Below are 23,538 nucleotides of genomic sequence, written 5' to 3'. Positions count from 1 at the left end.
GCGGCCCATGGCGGCGGTGTCGCGCCCGGGCACGGGACCGGTGTGCGCGAGCGTGCGATCTGCACCGTCTCCCAGATGCGCCGGTACCGGATTCGGGAGTCCCCGTGCGCGTGCGTGGACGGACGGGACGACACGCTCGGAAGCCGCGGCGCGATCGGGAGTCCGCCGCCCTCTTGCCCTCCGCCTGCCACGCCGCGCACGGCGCGTCATGCGTGCGCCTGGCGAGGGGCCGCCCCGCGGTGACGTGCGGGCGTGCGGCAGGATCGTGGTGCGGGCGGCGGACGGCCGTCCGCGCGGGGCGGCCCGGAATAGGACGGGCACAGCTTCCCCTTAACGTCGCCTTAGACCCGCGCCGGGCACAGTGAGGGACATGAAACGACACAGCACACTGGTCGTCGCCGGATGGTTCGCCTGCGCCGTACTCGCCGTCGCGGTCGGGGTGGGTGCCGTGAACCTGCTCGGCAGCGGCATCACCGACACCGCCGTCCAGCCGATGAGCGAGACCGACGTCGAGCGGGAGCTCGCCGTGGCCAACGCATCCAGCCCGCCGCCGTCGGCCGCGCCGAGCGCGCCGGCCGAGTCCTCGCCGGCCCCGTCCGGCTCCCCGAGCGCCGGCGCCGCGACGCCGCCCTCCAACATCAGGGTGTTCGAGGAGCGGGCCGGCACCGTGGAGGTCAGCTGCTCGGGCGGGATGGCCGCGATCGACTGGCTGGCGCCCGCCCAGGGCTACGAGATCGAGAGCCGCCAGGACGGCCCCGCCGAACAGGTCTCCGTCGAGTTCGACGGTGACGACGACGAGATGCTCATCGTGGTCGGCTGCTCCGGCGACACCCCGGAGCGGATCAGCGCCGGTCCCGCCGGCGATGACGACGACGGCGACGACTGACCGCCCCCGCACCGGCGACCCACGCTGCCCCGGCGGAACGCGTCCGCCGGGGCGCCGCCTTGTGCGCCCTGCGGCGGCTGCGGCGGATCTCTCGACGGAGGACGGGCGGTACAGGGCGGAAACCCGGGTCCGCTCGGTCGGCGTGGCCGCGACCGGCCGGGGGACCCGCCGCCAGATCCGGCGAGCCGCCGCAGACGTCAGGCCGGCGTTCCATGCAGCTCGGATGGCCGGTCGAGTGCCGGTCGGCGCGCGGTGGCCGTCACCCGCGCCGTGCGCCGCCTCTCGGCGACCGCGGCCCGGCCGAGGGCTGCTTGAACGCCGCTCAGCGCTGGACGGTGACCATGTCCGTGCGCATCTCGTTGAGGAGTTCGGCGGAGTGGCCGGGGGAGTGGCCGAAGACCAGGATGGTGCCGATGGTGCCCCGGTCGGCCCAGCCGCACAGGCCGACGCCGCGCTCCAGGGAGCGGCTGGGATCCAGGCAGGTCACGACGCCGCCGAGCGGGCCCGCGCCGTGCGACTCGAAGCGCGGGGCCGGATTGAAGGGCTCGGCCAGGGTGTACAGCAGGTCCTCGAGGACCCGCTCGGGGTCGGGCAGCTCGCCGAAGCCGCCGCCGAAGGCGACCAGCTGGCCGCTGACCGGGTGCCGGTAGTTCGCCGCCACCGGGTTCGGCACGCCGAGCACCCGCAGGTCCTCCTCCGCCGCGGCCAGCTGGTCGGCGAGCCGGGGGTCGTCATCGAGGACCAGCCCGGCCGCCCGCTCGGGGGTCTCGACCCGCACGGCCGGCCACACCGAGTTGACCAGCAGCACCGACACCAGCCCGAGCAGCAGCACCGCGCCCAGTCCGCCGGAGACCAGAGCGCCGCCCCACAGCTGCCGACCGACGCCCCTCGGCCGCAGGATGCGCGCCGCGTCCCCGCCGGTGCCCTCGTCCGGGCGCGCCGCGGACCGGCTCCGCTCCGCCGCCAGCACGCGCTGCCCGGCGGCCACCGCGCAGCACACCGCCACCCCGAACAGCGCGAGGGCCCCGATGGCCCAGGCGAGCGCCCACGACATGAGCGGCTCCCCTCCCCGTCCACCATCCGGGCGCGCCGCCTCGGCCGACGCGGCCCGGTCGTCACCGTAGTGGTGCCCCGATCGGGGCCGATGGCAACCAGAACGATCGTCAGACGCCGGTACTACGGACGGAACAACGGGTCCGTGGCCGCCCCGACCAGGTCCAGCATCCGCCCGACGAAGTAGACGGTGCCGAGCGCGACGACCCGTTGGCCCAGTGCGGCCAGCGACTCCGGGCCCAGGTCGTCGGCGTCCACCACCCGCCAGCCGGGCGGGAGGGCGCGGGTGAAGCGCAGGTGCCGGTAGGGGAGGCGGACGAAGGTGACGGGCAGGCCGGCCAGCTCGGCCGCGACGCCGTCGAGGTCCTTGTGGTCGGGCAGGCAGAGCAGGACGTGGTCGATCGACGACCAGCGGTCGAGCGCCGCCGCCAGCGCCGAGGCCGCCCCGCGCCGGTCGATCGCGGAGTCGGCCAGCAGCTCGGTCGAGCCGCCGGGGACCCGGTGCCAGGACAGCCGCCCCGGCAGCCGCAGGGTGGCCAGCACGGCGCGCAGCCGCGCCTCCCGCACCGGCGGCCGGCCTTCGGCGGCCGGCAGCCGCGCCGCCGCGGCCGTGCCGAGCTCGGCCGAGGCGGCCGCGAGCCCGGCCGGCAGCAGCTCGGGCGCGAGCCCGCTCGACCCCGGACCCACCTCGGCCGGCACCACCGCGCCGCCGGTGCGCTCGGCGACGGTCTCGCGCACGGCCCGCGCGATCTCGGGCGGCTGCGGCACGGTCAGCACCGCGCGGGTCGAGGGCGCGGCCACCGCCGCCTTCTCGCGGGCGATCTCCACAGTGCTGTCGCCCAGCACCCCGATGTGCTCGGCGAACACCGGGCCGATCGCGACGACCGCCGGCGGCAGCAGGCTCACCTCGTCGGACCGGCCGCCCATGCCCGCCTCGGCGACCAGCACATCCGCCTGTTCGAGCTGCGCGAACAGCGCGCCCGCCAGGGTGAACAGGCCGGCGGGGGACAGGTAGCCGCCGTGCCGGCGGCGCGGCGGCAGCCCGCGGCACGCCGCGTCGAGCCGGGCCGCCAGCGCGGCCAGCCGCTCGGCGGAGACCGCGGCGCCGTCGAGCCTGATCCGCTCCCGGTTGTCGCGGTAGGCCGGGCTGGTGACGGTGACGGTGCGCAGCCCGGCCGCTGCCAGCCGCGCCGAAGCGTAGGCGGCGGCGGTGCCCTTGCCCTTGGAGCCCACCACCGTGAGCACCGGCCGCCCAGCCGGGTCGATGCCGAGCCGTTCGGCCAGCGCACGGGCCCGGTCGAGGCTGCGGCGCTCACCGGGGCCGCGGCGCGACCACTCCGCGAAGAAGGCGCCGTCGGCGCTCACGGCACCCGCCCGCGCGGGTTCCCGCGCAGCCGGACCGACAGGCAGAGCAGCACCACGGGCACGAGGATAGCGACGACCGGGGCGGCCGGGTTCAGCCGCACGTCCAGCGGCGAGGGCGGCCGCCGCGGCGGGGTGCGGGCGGGTGCCGGTGGAGTGCTCGGCGGGCTTAGTAGGCTGCTAGACGTGAGCACGAGGACCCAGCAGGCCGCGGGCGGCGCGGCATGACCCGGCAGGACGACAGCGGCGAGTACGGCTCCGTCGTCGCCGCGATCAGGGCGCGGCCCGTCGAGTGGGACTTCGATCCGGCACTCGACCGCATCGCCGCCCTGCTCGACGTGCTGGGGCAGCCGCAGCGGGCCTATCCGGTGATCCACATCGCCGGTACGAACGGCAAGTCCTCGGTGGCGCGGATGACCGACGCGCTGCTGCGCGAGCGCGGGCTGCGGGTGGGGCGCTACACCAGTCCGCACCTGGCCACGATGCGCGAGCGGATCAGCGTCGACGGGGAGCCGATCTCCGAGGAGCGCTTCGCCGCCACCTACCGCGATGTCGAGCCCTACCTGGAGCTGGTCGACGCCGGGCAGGACCAGCGGCTGTCGTTCTTCGAGGTGCTGACGGCGATGGCCTACGCGGCCTTCGCCGACACCCCCGTCGACGTCGCCGTGGTCGAGACCGGGATGGGCGGCACCTGGGACGCCACCAACGTCGCCGACGGACAGGTCGCGGTGATCACCCCGATCGCCTTCGACCACACCGACTACCTCGGCACCGAGATCGAGCAGATCGCGGCGGAGAAGGCCGGGATCATCAAACCGGGCAGCGTGGTGGTGATGGCCGCCCAGCAGCCGGCCGCCGCCGAGGTGCTGTTGCGGCGGATCGCCGACACCGGCGCCACCGTGGCGCGCGAGGGCCTGGAGTTCGGCGTGGTGAACCGCGAGGTGGCGCTGGGCGGCCAGCAGATCTCGGTCAAGGGGCTGCGCGGCGGCTACGAGGACCTGTTCCTGCCGCTGCACGGCGCGCACCAGGCCGCCAACGCCGCCTGCGCGATCGCGGCCGTGGAGGCCTTCGCCGCCCCCGGCGAAGGCGACGTCCGGCTCGATGACGACCTGGTGCGCAACGCGCTGGCCGGGGTGGACTCCCCGGGCCGGCTGGAGGTGATGCGCCGCAGCCCCACCGTCATGGTCGACGCCGCGCACAACCCGGCCGGGATGGCGGCCACCGCCGCCGCCGTCGAGGACGCCTTCACCTTCACCCGGCTGGTCGGGGTGGTCGCCGCGATGGCCGACAAGGACGTGGTGGGGCTGCTGGAGCCGCTGGAGCCGCTGCTCACCGAGCTGGTGGTCACCCGCAACTCCTCGCCGCGCTCAATGCCGGTGGAGGAGCTCGCCGAACTGGCCGTGCAGGTCTTCGGCGCCGAGCGGGTGCACCCCGCGCCGCAGCTCGACGACGCCATCGACGCCGCGGTCACCCTCGCCGAGGAGACCGGGGAGTTCTCCGGCACCGGCGTGCTCATCACCGGTTCCGTCGTCACCGCCGGCGACGCCCGGCTGCTACTGGGTGGGAGGTGACCGGCGTGCGGCGCATCTGCGCGATGGTGCTGGTCCTGCAGGCGATCACCATCGGGCTCTCGCTTCCGGTGGCGATCCAGGTCGCCGGGATCCCGGCCGCCACCGCCGGGCCGCTGTGGGGCGGGCTGGCCGTGGCCGCGCTGGTCATCGCGGGGGTGCAGCGCTTCGCCGCCGGCCCCTACCTCGGCTGGGCCCTCCAGGTCGGCTACCTGGCCAGCGCCCTGATCCTGCCCGACCTGCTGCTGCTCGGCATCGCCTTCACCCTGCTGTGGGCCGCCACCCTGTGGCTGGGCGCCCGGGTCGAGGCGGGGCGCACCCCGTCCGTGCTCGGCGGCGAGACCGACGGCGAGCCCGGCCCGTCCCGGCCGCACTGAGCCGGTCCGGACGCCGCCGCGCCCGGAAGCAGTAAGCTGCGCCGTGACGGCTCCGGCCGGGCGAACGCGCCCCCGGGGCCTTACCGGACCTCGCTCCCCGTCCGCGCCGATCGGCCAGCGGTCGGGGACCCCCGAAGCAAGGAGCGAACACCCGTGTCGGAGCGCACCCTCATCCTGATCAAGCCCGACGGCGTGAGCCGCGGCCTCGTCGGCGAGGTCCTGACGCGCGTCGAGCGCAAGGGCCTGCGCATCGTCGCACTCGACCTGCGCACTCTGGACGCCGACACCGCGAAGTCCCACTACGAGGAGCACGCCCAGCGCCCGTTCTTCGACTCGCTGGTCGAGTTCATCACCTCGGGACCGCTGGTGGCCGCCGTGGTCGAGGGGCACCGCGCCATCGAGAGCTTCCGCGCGCTGGCCGGCGCCACCGACCCGGTGAACGCGGCGCCCGGCACCATCCGCGGGGACCTCGGCCTGGAGGTGCAGGCCAACATCGTGCACGGCTCCGACTCCACCTACTCCGCCGAGCGCGAGATCAAGCTGTTCTTCCCCGATCTGGCCTGAGCAGGCCGGGCGGACCCTTCGACGGGCCGCCGGTGGCGCGCCCGTGGCGCGCCACCGGCGGCCCGCCGTCGTCTGCGGCCCCGATGACACGCCCGAGGGCCGCCGCGAACGGATCCGGCCCCGGCACGGTGATCCCTTGGTCCTTTCGGCAAGTCTGTGGCGTTTTTCCGTAGCGGATCAAGCACAGCGCGTTACGATGCGAGGGCAATCAGCGGCCCAGTCCGGAACAGGGCCGTGCCCGTTTCCGGACGCTGACGTGACAGCTGCGCCGCCGTGGGCTGTCGAGGACTAATGATGATCAACAACCTCGCTTTTCTCGGCCGCGACATGGCGGTCGACCTTGGCACCGCCAACACCCTGGTCTACGTGCGCGGACGCGGCATCACGCTGAACGAGCCCTCGGTGGTGGCGCTGAACACCTCGACCGGCCGCATCGTCGCGGTCGGCAGCGAGGCGAAGCGGATGATCGGCCGCACGCCCGGCAACATCGTCGCGGTCCGCCCGCTCAAGGACGGCGTGATCGCCGACTTCGACGTGACCGAGCGGATGCTGCGCTACTTCATCCAGAAGATCCACAAGCGGCGGCACTTCGCCAAGCCGCGCATCATCGTGGCGGTGCCCAGCGGGATCACCGGGGTGGAGCAGCGGGCCGTGAAGGAGGCCGGCTACCAGGCCGGGGCCAGGCGCGTGTACATCATCGAGGAGCCGATGGCCGCCGCCATCGGCGCCGGCCTGCCGGTGAACGAGCCCACCGGCAACATGGTGGTCGACATCGGCGGCGGCACCACCGAGGTCGCGGTCATCTCGCTGGGCGGCATCGTCACGTCCCAGTCCATCCGCGTCGGCGGCGACGAACTCGACCAGGCGATCATCACCTTCGTCAAGAAGGAGTTCTCGCTGATGCTGGGCGAGCGCACCGCGGAGGAGATGAAGATCGCGATCGGCTCGGCCTACCCGACCGGCGACGACGCCCACGCCGAGATCCGCGGCCGCGACCTGGTCACCGGCCTGCCCAAGACCGTGGTGGTCTCCCCGGACGAGATCCGCGAGGCGCTGGAGGAGCCGGTCTCGGCCATCATCGACGCGGTTCGGATCACCCTCGACAAGTGCCCGCCGGAGCTGTCCGGCGACATCATGGACCGCGGCATCGCGCTGACCGGCGGCGGCGCCATGCTCGGCGGCCTGTCGGAGCGGCTGCGCGAGGAGACCGGCATGCCGATCCACGTCGCCGACAACCCCCTCGACTCCGTCGTGCTCGGCTCGGGCACCTGCGTGGAGGACTTCGAGCGGCTGCAGCAGGTGCTCATCCCCGAACGGCGCCACTGAGCCGCACCGCAGGGCCGGTACCGACCGGCCGGGACATCGGGACAGGGAGGCCAGGTGCGGGACACCCGCGGAACCAGGATCGTGCTGGGCGTGCTGCTGATCGCCGCGGTGGCGCTGGTCGTACTGGACCAGCGGGGCGGCGGCACGGTGCTGCGCTCGGCCGCGGCGGCGGCCTACGGGCCGCTGGAGCGGGCCGGCGCCGCGGTGCTGCGCCCCGTCCACGACGTCACCACCATGCTCGCCGGTGCGCCGGCCGCCGCCGACCGGATCGCCGCGCTGGAGCGGGAGAACGCCGAGCTGCGCGCCCAGGTGGAGACCGGGCTGATCGACCAGGAGCGCGCGGCCCAGCTCGACCGGATGCTCGGCCTGGCCGGCCTCGGCGGCTACGAGGTCGTCGCCGCCGAGCCGCTGTCGCTGCGGGCCGGGCCCGCCTACGCCGACGTGCTCACCGTGGACGCCGGCTCCGATGACGGGGTCGCGCCGGAGATGACGGTGCTGGCCGCCGAGGGGCTGGTCGGCCGGGTCACCTCGGTGACCGCCGACAGCGCCACCGTCCAGCTGGTCAGCGACGCGACCTTCGCGTCGGGGGCGCGGCTGGCCGGCTCCCGCGAGATCGGCGCCGTGCACGGCCGCAACGACAGCGACCAGCTGCTCCGTTTCGAGATGCTCGACCCCGACGCGCGCATCGAGGTGGGGGAGCGGGCGGTCACCCTCGGCTCGGTGGGCAACGCCCCGTTCGTGCCCGGGGTGCCGATCGGCACGGTGGAGGAGTTGGTCGAGACGCCGGGCGCGCTCACCCGCACCGCGCTGATCCGCCCCGCCGTCGACCTCAGCCGGCTGGAGGTCGTCGGGATCGTGGTGCGCCCGCCCGAGGAGGACCCGCGCGACTCCGTGCTGCCGCGGGACCCCGACGCGCCCGACGCGGCCGAGGTGGCCGGTACGGGCGGCGCGGCCGTCCCGGTCGACCCCTCCTTGCCGGTCGATCCGGCCGCCCCGGCGCCCTCCGCCGTCCCGGTCGATCCGTCCGTGCCCGCCGACCCCGCCGTGCCGGCGGACCCGTCCGCGCCGGCCGACCCGGCCGACGTGGTCACCCAGCAGCAGCCGGCCGGCCAGCCGGTGCAGGGCCCCGGAGGTGTCGGATGAGGCGGGTGCCGGTGGTCTTCTGCGCCGTCGTCCTGCTGCTCGCGGTGGTCGCGCAGGTGGCGGTGGTGAACCGGCTCGGGCTGCCCTTCGGGGTGGTGCCCGACCTGGCGCTGCTGGTCGTGGTGGCGCTGGCCCTGCTGACCGGGGCCCGCTCGGGCGCGGTGCTCGGCTTCGCGGCCGGGCTGGCCGCCGACCTGATGCCGGCCGCGGCCGGGCCGCTCGGGCTGTCGGCGCTGGTGCTGTGCCTGGTCGGGTACGCCACCGGCCGGGTCGGTGCGCTGGCGGTCCGCTCCCCGGTGATGCCCTTCGCGGTCACGGCCGCCGCGACGCTGGCCGCGGGGGTGCTGTACGCGCTGCTCGGCGCGCTGCTGGGCGATCCGCGGATCGGCTTCGGCTCCGTGCTGCACGTGGTGCCGTGGACCTGGCTGTGCACGCTGCTGCTGAGCCCGTTCGCGCTCTTCCTGATCTTCACCGGATACCGCCGGGTGACCGGCGGCGACACCGCGATGGGGTGGTAGCGATGGGCACCAGACGGCGTCGGCGCGCCCGCGATCCCCGCAATCCCCGGCTGGGCTGGGAGACCGCGGAGCACACCCGCCTGCGCTTCGCGGTGGTGCAGGTGATGGTGCTGGTGCTCTTCGCCAGCCTGCTCGGCCGGCTGTGGTTCCTCCAGGTGCCGGCGACGGAGCACTTCCAGCAGGTCGCGGCGGAGAACCGCACCCGCGACCTGATGGTGCCCGCCGTGCGCGGCCAGATCCTGGACGCCACCGGCAGACCGCTGGTGCGCAACCGCACCGACCTGGTCGTCTCGGTCGACTACCACGCGCTGGCCCGCCAGGACGACGGCGGCGAGGCGGTGCTGCGCGCTCTCGCCGAGGTGCTGGAGCAGCCCTACGAGCAGCTGCGGCTGCGCACCCGGCTGTGCGGCCCGGAGGTGGGTCAGCCCTGCTGGCAGGGCTCGCCGTACCAGCCCATCCCGCTGGACACCGACGCCGACCCGCGCCGGGCGCTGCAGATCCTGGAGCGCCCCGAGGACTTCCCCGGCGTCATCGCCCAGCAGCAGGCGGTGCGCGAGTACACCGGCGGTGAGCGCGCGGTGCAGGCGCTGGGCTACCTGTCGCCGGCCACCGCCGAGGAGCTGGAGTCCAGGGAGGGGCTGCGCGACCAGTTCAGCGGACTCGACCTGGTCGGCCGGGACGGCGTCGAGGCCGTCTACGACGAGTGGCTGCGCGGCGTCTCCGGGGTGCGCACCCTGGCCGTCGACGCCCGGGGCAATGTGACCGGAACCGTCTCCGAGCAGCCGTCGCAGGCGGGAGCGCACCTGGTGACCAGCATCGACGCGGGTGTGCAGGACCTGCTGGAGGACGAGCTGGCCACCGCGATCCAGACCGCGCGCAACCAGAACCTGCCCTCGGAGTCGGCGGCGGGCGTGGTGATGGACGTGCGCACCGGGCGGCTGGTCGCGCTGGCCAGCCTGCCCACCTACGACCCCGAGGTGTGGGACGGCGGCATCACCACCGACACCTACCAGAACCTGCTCTCCGAGGAGGCCGGGGAACCGCTGATCTCGCGCGCCACCCAGGGGCTGGTGCCGCCCGGCTCCACCTTCAAGGTGTCGACCATGGCGGCGGCGGTGCAGGCGGGCTACCCGCTGCGCGGCAGCTACGGCTGCCCCGGCTCCTACCAGGTGGGCGACCGCTCCTTCGAGAACTACGAGGGCGGCGCGCACGGCACCATCGACCTGCACCGCGCCCTGGTCGTGTCGTGCAACACGATCTTCTACCGCTTCGGCCACGAGCTGTGGCTGCGCGACGGCGGGCTGCACCCCGAGGAGGGCCAGGCGCAGGAGCCGGTGGCCGCCATGGCGCACGCCTTCGGCTTCGGCTCGGTGACCGGCGTCGACCTGCCCAGCGAGGCGGAGGGCCGCGTCCCCGACCGCAGCTGGAAGCGCGAGTACTGGGAGATGAACCGCGAGGCGACCTGCGCCCGCGCCGAGAACGGCTACCCCGACGTGGCCGAGACCGACCCCGCGCGGGCAACGTTGCTGCAGCAGATGGCCCAGGAGAACTGCGTCGACGGCTACCTGGTGCGGGCCGGCGACAGCGCCAACTTCGCCATCGGGCAGGGCGACGTGCTGGTCACACCGCTGCAGCTCGCCGTCGCCTACGCGGCCATCGCCAATGGCGGCACCCGCTACGAGCCCCGGGTCGGCCGCGCGCTGATCTCGGCGGACGGCAGCCAGGTGCGCGAGATCGAGCCCATCGTCGCCGGCGAGCTGCCGGTCGACGACGAGGTGCTGGCCTACATGCGCGACGCGCTGGCCGACGTACCCGTCGAGGGCACCGCCCGGGGAGCCTTCGCCGGCTTCCCGCTGGACGAGATCCCCGTCGCGGGCAAGACCGGTACCGCCACCATCACCGGCAGTGAGGACGGCACCGCCTGGTTCGCCTCCTACGCGCCCGCCGACGATCCCCAGTTCGCCGTGGTGATTATGGTCGACCACGCCGGCGGCGGCGGCTCGGCCGCCGCCCCGGTGGCCCGCCGCATCTACGAGGGGATCTACGGGCTCGGCGACACGAGCCAGGGCGGGCAGCCCCCGAGCACCGAGCAGCAGGAGGGCCAGGAGGACCGGGCCGAGATCCCGACGAGCCCGCTGCTGCCCGGCGGCCGCCCGCCCGAGGAGCTGCCGGCGATCCGTCCCGACGGCAGCATCGCGCGGGTCGGTGAGCGGTGAGGCCGCGGCTGCCCGCGCAGGCCGGGCGACTCGACTGGGTGCTCATCGGCGCCGTCGGCGGGCTGACCCTGATCGGGACGCTGCTGGTGTGGTCGGCGACCCACGCCGAACAGCTCCAGCTGGGCGCCTCCCCGCAGGAGTACCTGTGGCGGCACCTGGTGAACGTGGCCATCGGCGCGGTGCTGTGCGCGGCGGTCGCCATGATCGACTACCGGGTGCTGAAGGCCTATGCGCTGTACGCCTACGCGCTGGCCATCGTCGCGCTGCTGCTGATCTTCACGCCGCTGGGCGCCACCATCAACGGCTCGCACTCCTGGGTGGTCTTCGGCCCCGGCCTCCAGCTCCAGCCCTCGGAGCTGGCCAAGGTCGCGCTGGTGCTGATGCTGGCCTGGCTGCTCGGTGAGCCGCACCGCGACGCGGGCGCGCCGATGACCCGCGACGTGCTGGTCTCCCTCGCCGTGCTCGCACTGCCCACCGTGCTGATCATGCTCCAGCCCGACCTGGGCACCACGCTGGTGATCGGGGCGATGTTCCTCGGCGTGCTGATGCTCTCCGGAGCGCCGCTGGCCTGGGTCGGCGGGCTGGTCGGGGCGGGCATCGCCGGCGCCTTCACCGTCTGGCAGGTGGGCATCCTGGAGGACTACCAGGTGGCGCGGTTCGCCGCCTTCGCCGACCCGTCGCTGGATCCGCGCGGCGCGGGCTACAACGTGAACCAGTCCATGATCGCGGTGGGCTCCGGCGGGGTGGGCGGCAAGGGCCTGTTCAACGGCGAGCAGACCTCGGGCCAGTTCGTCCCCGAGCAGCACACCGACTTCATCTTCACCGTGGCCGGCGAGGAACTGGGCCTGTTCGGCGCCGCCGCCGTGATCGTGCTGCTCGGCCTGGTCATCTGGCGGATGCTCACCATCGGCGCCCAGTGCGCCGACCCCTACGGCCGGCTCATCGCCGCGGGCGTCGCCTGCTGGATGACGGTCCAGGGCGTCGTCTGCATCGGCATGACCATGGGCATGATGCCCGTCACCGGCGTCCCGCTGCCCTTCGTCTCCTACGGCGGCACCGCGACCCTGGCCGGGCTGCTCGCCCTCGGCCTCGTCCTGGGCGTGCAGTCGAGGGTGCGCACCTTCGAGTGAGCCCCCGGGCGCCGGGCGGATCGGCTCCGGGCGGCAGGCCGCGCCGGTAGCCTGGCCGGTACGTCAGTGCCATGCGCCATGCGTTCGTTCGGAGGGGTTCGATGCCCGTGGAGTCGATCTTCGGTCGGCTGGAGGAGCTGCTGCCTCGGGTGGCCAAGCCCATCCAGTACGTGGGCGGTGAGCTGAACTCCGTCGTCAAGGAGTGGGACGCCGCCGAGGTGCGCTGGGCGCTGATGTACCCCGACGCCTACGAGGTCGGCGTGCCCAACCAGGGGATCCAGATCCTCTACGAGGTGCTCAACGAGCGCGAGGGCGTACTCGCGGAGCGCACCTACGCGGTCTGGCCCGACCTCGAGGCGCTGATGCGCGAGCACGGCGTGCCGCAGTTCACCGTCGACGCGCACCGCCCGGTCGGCGCCTTCGACGTGCTCGGCGTCAGCTTCGCCACCGAGATGGGCTACACCAACCTGCTCACCGCGCTCGACCTGGCCGGTGTGCCCCTGCACGCGGCCGACCGCACCGACGAGCACCCGGTGGTGCTGGCCGGCGGCCACTCCGCCTTCAACCCCGAGCCGGTCGCCGACTTCCTGGACGCCACCGTGCTCGGCGACGGCGAGGAGATCGCGCTGGCCGTCACGGAGCTGATCCGGGAGTGGAAGCGCGAGGGGCGTCCGGGCGGCCGCGACGGCCTGCTCGAGCGGCTGGCCGCCACCGGCGGGGTCTACGTCCCCAAGTTCTACGACGTCTCCTACCACCCCGACGGCCGGATCGCCGCCTACACGCCGAACCGGCCCGGGGTGCCGTGGCGGGTCGCCAAGCACACCGTGATGGACCTCGACGCCTGGCCGTACCCCAAGCGGCCGCTGGTGCCGCTGGCGGAGTCGGTGCACGAGCGCTACAGCGTGGAGATCTTCCGCGGCTGCACCCGGGGCTGCCGCTTCTGCCAGGCGGGCATGATCACCCGCCCGGTGCGCGAGCGGAGCCTGACCACCGTCGGCGACATGGTCGAGCAGGGCCTGAAGGCGTCGGGCTTCCAGGAGGTCGGGCTGCTCTCGCTGTCCAGCGCCGACCACAGCGAGATCGGCGACATCGCCAAGGGGCTGGCCGACCGCTACGAGGGCACCAACACCGGACTGTCGCTGCCCTCCACCCGGGTGGACGCCTTCAACATCGACCTCGCCAACGAGTTGACCCGCAACGGCCGCCGGTCCGGGCTCACCTTCGCGCCCGAGGGGGGCAGCGAGCGGATGCGGCGCGTCATCAACAAGATGGTCACCGAGGACGACCTCATCCGCACGGTCACCGCCGCCTACGCGGCGGGCTGGCGGCAGGTGAAGCTGTACTTCATGTGCGGGCTGCCCACCGAGACCGACGACGACGTGCTGCAGATCGGCCGGCTGGCCACCGAGGTGATCCGGGCCGGCCGCGAGGTCACCGGCCGCCGCGACATCCGCTGCACGGTCTCCATCGGCGGCTTCGTGCCCAAGCCGCAGACGCCGTTCCAGTGGGTCGGCCAGACCCACCACACCGTGGTCGACGCCCGGCTGCGCAAGCTGCGCGACACCCTGCGCGCCGACAAGCAGTACGGCCGCGCGATCGGCTTCCGCTACCACGACGGCGAGCCGTCCACCATCGAGGGCCTGCTCTCGCGCGGCGACCGCCGGGTCGGCGCGGTGATCGAGGCGGTGTGGGCCGACGGCGGCCGCTTCGACGGCTGGAGCGAGCACTTCTCCTACCAGCGCTGGCACGACTGCGCCGAACGGGCGCTGGCGCCCCACGGTGTGGACCTGGACTGGTTCACCACGCGCGAGCGCGAGCGCGACGAGGTGCTGCCCTGGGACCACCTCGACGCCGGGCTCGACCGCGACTGGCTCTGGCAGGACTGGCAGGACGCCCTGCACGGCGAGGACGCCGTCGAGGTCGACGACTGCCGCTGGACGCCGTGCTACGACTGCGGCGTCTGCCCGAGCATGGGCACCGAGATCCAGATCGGCCCCACCGGCAGGAAGCTGCTGCCGCTCAGCGTCGTCGGCAAGGGCTGAGCCCGCCCGGGCCGCCCGCTCAGGGCGGCCCCGCGGCGGCTAGGCCGTGGTGCTCGGCGACACGGCGCCGGGCGACGGGCCGGAGGCCGTGGGCTCCGGGTCGCCGGTCGGACTCGGGTCGGGGTCCGGCGAGGACGGGTCGGGGTCCGGCGGATCCGTCGGGTCCGGGTCCTCGGTCTCGTCGTCGTCCGGCGGGTCGGGCGGGCGCTGGCTGGAGGTGGTCGGCCGCGGCTCGGGCTCCTGGGGGTTCTCGGCCGGCGGCTGCTCGACCGCGGGCGGCGGCGAGTTCACCGCCGAGGGGGAGACCGAAGGCGAGGGCGAGGGCTCCGACGGCGACGGCGAGGGCGAGGCGTCGCTGGGCGAGGCCGAGGGCAGCGGCGCGAGTTCGCCGGCGTCCGGGGCGGGGGCGGGCGGAGAGTCCGACTGCGGCTCGGAGTTGAGCCACAGGTTGCCGACCAGGGTGAAGCCGACCAGCAGGCCCGCGACCAGACCGGTGGCGACCAGCACCATGGCCATGGAGCGGCGCTTGCGCGGCGGCTCCTCGCCCTCGCCGTCGAAGCCGTCGCCGGCCGACGCGGCGGCCGCCGTGGACGCGGAGGGTCCGCCGCCCCCGTCGCCGGCGGAGCCGGTGCGGCGGGCCAGCGCCCGGCGGTGGTCGGCGAGGTGGGCGCCGAAGGCGTTGTTCAGGACGATCGGGGTGAGGTCGGCCGGCGGGGTGAGCGGCGGGAAACGCTCGGCGCCGTCGCTCTGATCGTCGTCGATGAGGTGGCTGACGGTGGACTGGCGCACGCCGAGCACGGCGGCGATGTCGGCGGGCCACAGCTCGTGCACGTCGGCGAGCTGGACGGCCTCCTGCTCGCGGCTGACGGCGTACCGGCGGCCGCCGCGCCGGGAGGACTTGCGCTGGTTGTCGGAGGGCGACGCGAGTGACAGCAGCTCGGTCAGCGCCTCGGGGATCTCGTCGGCCGCCGCGTCGAGCCGGAAGGCGCACTCGGCGCGGGCGGCCGCGTACAGTACGCGGCCCAGCTCGCCGGGCTCCCTGATGCCGTCGACGTGGATCCACACGGTGGTGATCGTGTCGGCGACGGCCTCGGTCGCCTTGTGCTGGTCGCCCAGCAGGATGGCGCAGTAGTCGTAGAGCCGGGCCGCGTAGGCGTCGCAGAGCCGGGTGAGGGCCGAGCGGTCGTTGCGGCGCAGCGCCGCCACGATCGCGCGGTCGCGTGCGCGGTCCAGCGGGGGCAGACCGGAGCCGCCTCCGGTGGTGCCCCCGTCGTCAGTGTCGCGTTCCGGATCCATCAGCCGCCGCCTTCTCGCCCAGAGCAGGTCTGGGGTCTCTCACAGAACCCCTGCATGTTCGCATACAACACGGCGCGTTTGGTTCACTACCGCATCATCACAAGACGGGAAGAACCGTGACGAGGCGGTCCACGGCGGTGAAACGGGGCGCGGCCACTCCTCCGGCCGAGGGTTCTCCGGAGGGCTCGGGACCCGTCGTAGGCCCACCGCTCGGATCTTCCGGCACCTCGGGCTCGGGTTCGGGCTCCGGATCCGGGTCGGGCGGCGGCTCGCTGGTCGGGGTGGTGTCGGGCTCCTCCTCCACCACCGGCGGCACGTACACCGGGATCTCGGGCGCGGACTCCGAGGGCGCGGGCACCTGGACGGAGGGCGCCGCGGACGGCTCGGAGGCCGACGGCGAGGGGCTGGGGCTCGGGCTCGGCGCCGTGCTGACCTGCTCGACCTGGTCCTGCGGCGACGCGCCCTCGGAGACCGGTGCCACCGAGGCGCCCTGGGCCAGCTGCACCGCGATCACGGTGCCGGCGACCGCCGCCGCCACGGCGCCGCCGGCCAGCGCGAAGGGCAGTCGGCGGCGGGCGGTGCGCGGCCTGGGGAAGCCGTCGGGGCCCAGGGTGGGGCCGGTGCGCTTGCCCAGTTCGGCGCGGTAGCGGACCCGGCCGGTGCCGAAGGCGGTGGTGCTCACCAGTTCGCGCAGGTCGTCGGGGACCGCCACCGGAGGCGGCTGTGCCTGCCGGATGTCGGCGTTCAGCCGCCGCTCGGCGCGCCGCTGCCAGCAGCGCACGCACTGGTCCAGGTGGCGGGCGAGCGCCTTGCGGTGCTCGGGGCTCAGCCAGTCCTCGCCGGGTGCGTCGGGATCGGTCAGCTCGCGCAGCTCCGGGCAGCCGCCCGGGTGGGCGCGGGCCAGCAGCAGCGCGGTGGCGACCTCGGAGAAGGCGACATTGCCGCCGTCGACCAGCTGCTCGGCGAGCTGCTCGCGCACGCCCAGCACCGCGGCCAGCTCGGCGACGCCGAGCTCGTGCACCTCGGTGAGGCGGACCGCCTCCTGCTCGGCGGGCGTGGCGGCCGCCATCGCGGTGCGCAGGTCGTCGGCGGCGCCCTCGGCGCCCTCGGACGCGGACGGGGTCGCCATCGACATGAGGTCGGCCAGTCCGGCCGGGAGCGGGACGCCGTCGGGCGGCGTGGCACGCACGGGGGAGGGGACGGGGAGCCCGGGGGCGCGGGTGAAGCCGTCGGCGTCGCGGTGCAGGCACTCGGCGCGCGCCAGCGCGTACAGCCACGGGCCCAGCCGCGCCGGCTCGGCCAGCCGGTGGATGTGGATCTTGGCGATGGTGAAGGTGTCGGCGACCACCTCGTGGGCCTCGGCGTAGTCGCCGAGCAGCGCGGCGGCGTAGTCGTGCAGGCGCGCGGCGTAGGCGTCGTACATCCGGGACAGCGCGGACTTGTCGCCGCCGCGCAGCTCCTTGACCGCGGCGGCGTCGCGGGCGCCGTCGACGGAGGGCCACGGGGTGAGGGAGTGCGGGCGCACGGGCGGCCGCTGGGCGTCAACCAGTGTTCTCAACCCCTAGGGGGTCCGGCGGACAGAGGCCGCAAAAGGGGCGGCGGTGGCAGAATACCGGCGCGAGCTGGTCGAAAGGGGGTATTCCATGCCGATTCCGGCCACTCCCGAGGCGGGCCCGGGGGAGTGCCGCGGCGCAGGGCCGTGGAGAAAGGTGTGCGGCCCGATGCCCCGCTCGCATCGGGCCGCACGTAGATAGGACGAGCCGGTTGCCGCGAGGGTTGACAACTTTGCGGAGAAATCTGCGATTTTCTTCGTGGCCGGACCGGACGCGCGCCGCGGCGGCGCTCCGTGCGCGCACTGCCTGCGAGAACCGCCGCTTATCGGTGCGCGTCCGAACTTTTGAACTCCGTGCGGCGCGGGAAGATCGATGATGTTCGGCGCGGCCGGGACGCCCACCCGGCGCCGCACCGGACCGCAGCGGCGGTCCGGCCGTCGGCGGCCACCGGCCCCGGCCCGTCCGGACGCGCCGTACCCTGGTAACCGACCCATTACCTATCGGTCGGCCGCAACGGCCCGCCGGGCCCGGACAGAAAGGACGGAAGAGCACTGCCCCCCGCACCCGAGGGACCAGCCGTCTCCCCGACCGCTCAGCGCGTCCGCGTCCGGTACGCCAAGCGCGGCCGGATGAGATTCGCGAGCCACCGCGACATCGCGCGCGCTCTTGAGCGCGCGCTGCGCCGGGCCGGCCTGCCGGTGGCTTACTCGGCCGGGTTCAGCCCGCACCCCAAGATCTCCTATGCGGGCGCCGCGCCCACCGGGGTGGCCAGCGAGGCGGAGTACTTCGAGTTGACGCTCAGCGCGGACCTGCCGCCCGAGACGGTCCGCGCCGCGCTCGACGACTCGATGCCCGAGGGAATCGATGTGCTGGACGCGGTGTTCGCCGGAGAGGGGAGCCTGGCCGACCGGCTCACCGCCTCCGACTGGCGGATCGAACTGCCGGGAGTGGACGCGGAGCGGGCCGGAACCGCGGCCGCGGCCTTCCTTGCCGCCGACACCGTCGAGGTCGAGCGCCTGACGAAGAAGGGCCGCAGGCGCTTCGACACACGGGCCGCCGTCGCCCACCTGCGGGTGGAGCCGGCGGGCACGCGGGAAGCGCAGTCCGCGTATGCGATAATTCGCATGGTTGTCCGGCATACGACACCTGCCGTACGACCTGACGACGTACTGACCGGCCTCCATCAGGTGGCTGGCCTGGCGCCGCCGTCACCGCCTCTGGTGACCCGGCTGGCGCAGGGGCCGCTCGATGAGGCCAGCGGCGTGATCGCCAACCCCCTCGCCAGGGAAGGCCAGGACCGATGAGTCCGGCCGCCCCGAGGGCGGGGAACTGTCAACCGACTTCGCGTCGGCGCCCCGATGGCGTCGGCGTGTGTGAAAACAACGTGCGTCCCCGCGCGGCGCGTCAGACGGAAGCAATGGCCGCATGGCCGCTCACGCCGCCATGAGGCCCATTGACCGCTGAGGCGCCCGGGGACCTGACGGGAGACCACCCGGATGCTCGAGAACGAGCCGACCGGCGATGCTGACAGCAGCGCCGAAGGACCAGAAGCAGAAGAAGTGATGACAACCGAAGAGCGTCAGCGGCGGGCCGAGGCCGACGACACCGCTTCGGCGGTGGGCCGCGTGCAGGCGCCCCGCCGCCGCGCCGTCACCCGTCCCGCCGGGCCGCCGCCCGACCCCTTCGCCACGGCCGAGGGCGCCGACGACGAGGAGCAGGCGCCGCAGACCCGGCTCACCGCCGGGCCCGCACTGACCTTCCAGCCGCCGGTCGTGGTGTTCCAGCCGCCGGTGCCCGCGCCGGGCCGGCGGGTGAACGGCGTCGCCGCCCACGCCGACGACGAGGCCGACGACGGCGACGACACCGACGACAGCGGGCTCGACGCCGACACCGCCGACGACGACCGCGACGGCGGCTCCGAGGACGCCCGCGACTCCGTCGTCACCGACGACTCCGACGACGACGCCGACGACGACGGCGAGGGCGCCGGGCGCGGCTCGCGCCGGCGGCGCCGCCGCGGCGGCCGGGGCCGCGGCCGCGGCAAGGGCGAGGATGAGCAGCTCGAGGACCAGCAGCAGGCCGAGGAGCCAGCTGCCGAGACCCCGGCCGAGCCCGCCGAGGGCGGCCGCCGCCGGCGCACCCGCCGCCGCGGCGCCGCCGCCGAGGCCGAGGCCGAGCCGGCCGACACCGCCGCCGCTCAGGACGCCGAGGCCGACACCGCCGGCGATGACGATGCCGACGCGTCGGGCGGCTCCAGCCGCCGACGCCGCCGCAGGCGCCGCTCGGCCGGCACCGACGGCGACGCCGCCGCACCGCGCCCCGACGACCCGCCGAACACGGTGGTGCGGGTCCGCGAGCTGCGCGAGCCGCGAGCCGCGGGCTCCATCGAGGACGAGGTGCAGTCCGTCAAGGGCTCCACCCGGCTGGAGGCCAAGAAGCAGCGGCGCCGCGAGGGCCGCGAGCAGGGCCGCCGCCGTCCGCCGGTGGTCACCGAGTCGGAGTTCCTGGCCCGCCGCGAGTCGGTCAAGCGCGACCTGGTGATCCGCAGGATCGAGGACCGCACCCAGATCGCGGTGCTGGAGGACGGCGTGCTGGTCGAGCACTACGTCGACCGCTCCACCCACCAGTCCTACGTGGGCAACGTCTACCTGGGCCGGGTCCAGAACGTGCTGCCGTCGATGGAGGCCGCCTTCGTCGACATCGGCAAGGGCCGCAACGCCGTGCTGTACGCGGGCGAGGTGAACTGGGACGCCCCCGGCCTGGAGGGGCAGCCGAAGCGGATCGAGTCGGCGCTGAAGTCCGGGCAGTCGGTGCTGGTGCAGGTCACCAAGGACCCCGTCGGCCACAAGGGCGCCCGGCTGACCAGCCAGGTCAGCCTGCCCGGCCGCTACCTGGTGTACGTGCCCGACGGCTCGATGACCGGGATCAGCCGCAAGCTCCCCGACAAGGAGCGCACCCGGCTCAAGCAGATCCTGAAGAGGGTCATGCCGGAGAACGCCGGGGTGATCGTGCGCACCGCCGCCGAGGGCGCCAGCGAGGAGGAGCTGGAGCGCGACATCAACCGGCTGGCCGGCCAGTGGCAGACCATCAAGCGCAAGGCCAAGACCGCCACCGCGCCCGCGCTGCTCAACAGCGAGCCCGACCTCACCGTGCGCGTGGTGCGCGACATCTTCAACGAGGACTTCGCCAGCCTGGTCGTCTCCGGCGACGGCGCCTGGCAGACCGTCGAGGACTACGTCGAGCACGTCGCCCCGCACCTCACCGAGCGGCTGCGCAACTGGGACGAGGACCGCGACGTCTTCACCGCCTACCGGATCGACGAGCAGATCGCCAAGGCGCTGGACCGCAAGGTGTGGCTGCCCAGCGGCGGCTCGCTGGTGATCGACCGCACCGAGGCCATGACGGTCATCGACGTCAACACCGGCAAGTTCACCGGCCAGGGCGGCAACCTGGAGGAGACCGTCACCAAGAACAACCTGGAGGCGGCCGAGGAGATCGTGCGGCAGCTGCGGCTGCGCGACATCGGCGGCATCATCGTCGTCGACTTCATCGACATGGTGCTGGAGAGCAACCGCGACCTGGTACTGCGGCGGATGCTGGAGTGCCTGGCCAGGGACCGCACCAAGCACCAGGTCGCCGAGGTCACCTCGCTGGGCCTGGTGCAGATGACCCGCAAGCGGGTCGGCCAGGGCCTGCTCGAGGCCTTCTCGCAGCCGTGCGACTGCTGCAACGGGCGCGGCCTGATCGTCTCCGGCGAGCTGGTCGACCAGCCGTCGGGCGGCGGCAACGGCAACGGCGGCGGCAACGGCCGCCGCAAGGGCCGCAAGGCCGCCCAGGCGCAGGCCGCCGAGGCGGAGGCCGAGGCCGACACCACGGTGTCGGCGGCCGACGCCGACACCGCCGAGGTCGATGCCGACGAACCGGTCGACCCCCTGCAGCCGGCCGAGCCGATCGAGCCGCTGGACCTGTCGGAGCCGGAGCCCGAGGTGGTGGAGCGGCCCAAGCGGCGCCGCTCGCGCCGCCCGGCCGGACCGCCGCCCGAGCCCGAGGAGGCGGCCGCCCCGGCCGACTCCGGGCCGGAGAACTCCGCCGCCGACGACGGCGACTGACCCGCCGGTCCCGGTCGGCGGGCGCCCCGCCGACCGGGACCGACCACCCGCCGCGGGTGCTAAAGTGGGCTATCGGTGCATGGAGTGCGCTCATCGGTGTGCGCTCCCCGCGTTCCCACATCAGACCGCGTCCAGGCGGCCATCCCTGCTCGGGTGGTCTCGGCCGGTCCGCGTGTGGCGGGCCGAGAGCCCCGGCGCCAGTGAGACTTCCCCGCGGTATCGCGGGGCGAATTCGTAGGAAGTGAGTTTCCCGGTGTACGCGATCGTGCGAGCGGGCGGCAGGCAGGAGAAGGTGGCGGTCGACGACATCGTCACCATCGACAAGGTGGCCGCCGAGGTCGGTTCGACGGTGACCTGGTCGCCGCTGCTGGTGGTCAACGACGGCGAGGTCATCAGCGACCGGTCGGAGCTGGGCGCCTACCGCGTCACCGCGGAGGTGGTGGGCGACGCCTCCGGACCCAAGATCAACATCCTGAAGTACAAGAACAAGACCGGTTACAAGAAGCGCCAGGGTCACCGCCAGAAGTACACCCAGGTCAAGATCACCGGTATCGACAAGGGCAAGGGCAAGTAGGTTCCCCCTTCCCACGGGGCTGACCACGGGAGGTAGGCGTCATGGCACACAAGAAGGGCGCGTCGTCGAGCCGGAACGGCCGCGACTCCAACGCCCAGCGGCTCGGGGTCAAGCGCTTCGGCGGCCACGTCGTCAAGGCGGGCGAGATCCTGGTCCGCCAGCGCGGCACCCACTTCCACCCGGGCGACAACGTCGGCCGCGGCGGTGACGACACCCTGTTCGCGCTCACCGCGGGCACGGTTCAGTTCGGGACCAAGCGCGGCCGCAAGGCCGTCAGCATCATCCCGGCGGCGGAGTAAGTTCCGCCGGCGAAACGTTGTGAGCAGGGCGGACCGGTAACGGGTCCGCCCTGCGTTTTTGTCTCTGCCGACCTACCAGGAGGGGCGCGATGCCCGACTTCGTGGACGAAGCCGTCCTGCACATCACCGCAGGCGACGGCGGGCACGGCTGCGCCTCCATCCACCGCGAGAAGTTCAAGCCGCTCGGCGGCCCCGACGGCGGCAACGGCGGCGGGGGCGGCGACGTCGTGCTCGAGGTCGACCGCGACACCACCACCCTGCTGGACTACCAGCGCCGCCCGCACCGCAGGGCCGGCAACGGCCGCCCCGGCCAGGGCGGCCACCGCGCCGGGGCCAACGGCGCCGAACTGGTGCTGAAGGTGCCCGACGGCACCGTGGTCACCCGCCTGGACGGCGAGGTGCTGGGCGACCTGGTCGGCGAGGGCACCCGGCTGGTCGTGGCGCAGGGCGGCCGCGGCGGCCTGGGCAATGCCGCGCTGGCCTCCACCAAGCGCAAGGCGCCGGGCTTCGCCCTCAAGGGCGAGGAGGGCGAGCGGCTCGACGTCCGGCTGGAGATGAAGACCGTCGCCGATGTCGGCCTGGTCGGCTTCCCCAGCGCGGGCAAGTCCTCGCTGATCGCGGCGCTGTCCGCGGCGCGGCCCAAGATCGCCGACTATCCGTTCACCACCCTGGTGCCCAACCTCGGCGTGGTCGAGGCGGGCGAGGTGCAGTTCGTGGTGGCCGACGTGCCCGGGCTGATCCCCGGCGCGAGCGAGGGCCGCGGGCTGGGCCTGGACTTCCTCCGCCACATCGAGCGCTGCTCGACCCTGGTGCACGTGCTCGACTGCGCCACCTACGAGTCCGGCCGCGACCCGGTCTCGGACTTCGAGGCGCTGGAGGCGGAGCTGAGCGCCTACTCCGCGGCGCAGGGGCTCGACCTCGCCGACCGGCCCCGGATCGTGGTGCTGAACAAGGTCGACGTGCCCGAGGGGCGCGAACTGGCCGAGATGGTCGAGCCGATGCTGGCCGAGCGCGGCCTGCGGGTGCTGCGGGTCTCGGCCGCCACCCGCGAGGGGCTGCGCGAGCTCGCCTTCGAGATGGGCCGGCTGGTGGCCGGCGCCCGCGCGCAGCGCCCGCCCGAGGAGCCCACCCGGATCGTGCTGCGGCCCACCCCGATGCGCGAGGTGCCCTTCGAGGTGGTCAGAAAGGGCGAGAACGCCTTCCTGATCAAGGGCGACAAGCCGCGCCGCTGGGTGAACCAGACCGACTTCAGCAATGACGAGGCCGTCGGCTACCTGGCCGACCGGCTGGCCCGGCTCGGCATCGAGGAGGCGCTGGCCAAGGCGGGCGCCACCGAGGGCGCCGAGGTGTACATCGGCGACGAGGACGACCCCGTCGTCTTCGACTGGGACCCCACCGTCGCCGGCGACGACCTCCCGCTCGGCCCCCGGGGCACCGACCTGCGACTCGGCTGACCGCCCCGGGGGAGAGCGAAGCGGTGCCCCGCCCGCACGCGGGCGGGGCACCGGGCCGGGCAGTCCGC

The 23,538-nt window shown here is 74.2% G+C and carries 19 protein-coding genes; 15 read left to right on the top strand and 4 right to left on the bottom strand.

Annotation, left to right across the window (positions count from 1 at the left end):
• Positions 1-370: 370 nt before the first annotated feature.
• On the top strand, positions 371-886 hold the full coding sequence (locus tag CLV72_RS25675; RefSeq protein WP_106251295.1) for a hypothetical protein: 516 nt from the start codon (positions 371-373) through the stop codon (positions 884-886).
• A 322-nt stretch (positions 887-1,208) separates the two neighbouring features.
• Here the strand turns inward: CLV72_RS25675 and CLV72_RS25670 are convergent, their stop codons facing one another.
• Together CLV72_RS25670 and CLV72_RS25665 are read right to left on the bottom strand one after the other, a co-directional pair.
• Positions 1,209-1,940, bottom strand: a complete 732-nt coding sequence (locus tag CLV72_RS25670) for a hypothetical protein (protein WP_106251293.1) — start codon at positions 1,938-1,940, stop codon at positions 1,209-1,211.
• A gap of 122 nt (positions 1,941-2,062) precedes the next feature.
• The gene (locus CLV72_RS25665; protein WP_106251291.1) at positions 2,063-3,304 is read right to left on the bottom strand and encodes a folylpolyglutamate synthase/dihydrofolate synthase family protein; all 1,242 of its coding nucleotides are present in this window, start codon (positions 3,302-3,304) and stop codon (positions 2,063-2,065) included.
• Positions 3,305-3,525: 221 nt separating this feature from the next.
• Between CLV72_RS25665 and CLV72_RS25660 the strand changes: the two genes are divergently transcribed.
• From CLV72_RS25660 to CLV72_RS25620, 9 genes are all read left to right on the top strand, one after another.
• Positions 3,526-4,872, top strand: coding sequence for a bifunctional folylpolyglutamate synthase/dihydrofolate synthase (locus CLV72_RS25660; RefSeq protein WP_106251289.1), 1,347 nt, complete (start codon positions 3,526-3,528; stop codon positions 4,870-4,872).
• Between the two features lie 5 nt (positions 4,873-4,877).
• On the top strand, positions 4,878-5,246 hold the full coding sequence (locus tag CLV72_RS25655) for a DUF4233 domain-containing protein (RefSeq protein WP_106251393.1): 369 nt from the start codon (positions 4,878-4,880) through the stop codon (positions 5,244-5,246).
• A 153-nt stretch (positions 5,247-5,399) separates the two neighbouring features.
• On the top strand, positions 5,400-5,810 hold the full coding sequence (gene ndk / locus CLV72_RS25650) for a nucleoside-diphosphate kinase (RefSeq protein ID WP_106251286.1): 411 nt from the start codon (positions 5,400-5,402) through the stop codon (positions 5,808-5,810).
• A 294-nt stretch (positions 5,811-6,104) separates the two neighbouring features.
• Entirely contained in the window at positions 6,105-7,136 is a 1,032-nt protein-coding gene (locus CLV72_RS25645; protein WP_106251283.1) for a rod shape-determining protein, read from the top strand.
• Between the two features lie 54 nt (positions 7,137-7,190).
• Positions 7,191-8,279 (top strand): rod shape-determining protein MreC, encoded by a 1,089-nt coding sequence (gene mreC, locus CLV72_RS25640; RefSeq protein WP_106251280.1) that lies wholly within the window; start codon positions 7,191-7,193, stop codon positions 8,277-8,279.
• On the top strand, positions 8,276-8,797 hold the full coding sequence (gene mreD / locus CLV72_RS25635; RefSeq protein WP_106251278.1) for a rod shape-determining protein MreD: 522 nt from the start codon (positions 8,276-8,278) through the stop codon (positions 8,795-8,797). Before mreC ends, mreD begins: the two co-directional genes overlap by 4 nt.
• A 2-nt stretch (positions 8,798-8,799) precedes the next feature.
• A complete protein-coding gene (gene mrdA / locus CLV72_RS25630) occupies positions 8,800-11,013 on the top strand; it encodes a penicillin-binding protein 2 (protein WP_106251275.1) in 2,214 nt (737 codons plus the stop codon).
• Entirely contained in the window at positions 11,010-12,143 is a 1,134-nt protein-coding gene (gene rodA, locus CLV72_RS25625; RefSeq protein ID WP_106251273.1) for a rod shape-determining protein RodA, read from the top strand. The genes mrdA and rodA overlap by 4 nt, the downstream gene beginning before the upstream one ends.
• Positions 12,144-12,244: 101 nt before the next feature.
• Positions 12,245-14,185 (top strand): TIGR03960 family B12-binding radical SAM protein, encoded by a 1,941-nt coding sequence (locus CLV72_RS25620; RefSeq protein WP_106251270.1) that lies wholly within the window; start codon positions 12,245-12,247, stop codon positions 14,183-14,185.
• A 39-nt stretch (positions 14,186-14,224) separates the two neighbouring features.
• On the opposite strand, the gene CLV72_RS25615 is transcribed toward CLV72_RS25620, so the two are convergent.
• Together CLV72_RS25615 and CLV72_RS25610 are read right to left on the bottom strand one after the other, a co-directional pair.
• Positions 14,225-15,481, bottom strand: coding sequence for an RNA polymerase sigma factor (locus CLV72_RS25615; protein WP_106251268.1), 1,257 nt, complete (start codon positions 15,479-15,481; stop codon positions 14,225-14,227).
• Between the two features lie 97 nt (positions 15,482-15,578).
• Positions 15,579-17,039 (bottom strand): RNA polymerase sigma factor, encoded by a 1,461-nt coding sequence (locus CLV72_RS25610; RefSeq protein WP_146159560.1) that lies wholly within the window; start codon positions 17,037-17,039, stop codon positions 15,579-15,581.
• Between the two features lie 624 nt (positions 17,040-17,663).
• Between CLV72_RS25610 and CLV72_RS25605 the strand changes: the two genes are divergently transcribed.
• The 5 genes from CLV72_RS25605 to obgE all read left to right on the top strand — a co-directional run bounded on the left by CLV72_RS25605 (position 17,664) and on the right by obgE (position 23,470).
• The gene (locus tag CLV72_RS25605) at positions 17,664-18,338 is read left to right on the top strand and encodes a TIGR03936 family radical SAM-associated protein (protein WP_106251263.1); all 675 of its coding nucleotides are present in this window, start codon (positions 17,664-17,666) and stop codon (positions 18,336-18,338) included.
• Between the two features lie 258 nt (positions 18,339-18,596).
• On the top strand, positions 18,597-21,143 hold the full coding sequence (locus tag CLV72_RS25600) for an Rne/Rng family ribonuclease (protein WP_245930438.1): 2,547 nt from the start codon (positions 18,597-18,599) through the stop codon (positions 21,141-21,143).
• Between the two features lie 253 nt (positions 21,144-21,396).
• A complete protein-coding gene (gene rplU, locus CLV72_RS25595) occupies positions 21,397-21,717 on the top strand; it encodes a 50S ribosomal protein L21 (protein ID WP_106251261.1) in 321 nt (106 codons plus the stop codon).
• Positions 21,718-21,758: 41 nt separating this feature from the next.
• Positions 21,759-22,016: a 50S ribosomal protein L27 gene (gene rpmA / locus CLV72_RS25590; protein ID WP_106251258.1), complete on the top strand. Its 258-nt coding sequence runs from the start codon at positions 21,759-21,761 to the stop codon at positions 22,014-22,016.
• Positions 22,017-22,105: 89 nt separating this feature from the next.
• The gene (obgE, locus tag CLV72_RS25585) at positions 22,106-23,470 is read left to right on the top strand and encodes a GTPase ObgE (RefSeq protein WP_106251255.1); all 1,365 of its coding nucleotides are present in this window, start codon (positions 22,106-22,108) and stop codon (positions 23,468-23,470) included.
• Positions 23,471-23,538 lie beyond the last annotated feature (68 nt).

Source organism: Allonocardiopsis opalescens, from assembly GCF_003002095.1.
Classification (GTDB): Bacteria; Actinomycetota; Actinomycetes; order Streptosporangiales; family Streptosporangiaceae; genus Allonocardiopsis; species Allonocardiopsis opalescens.
Note: the sequence above shows the minus strand (reverse complement) of the source record. Positions and strands in the feature narration are given on the sequence as shown.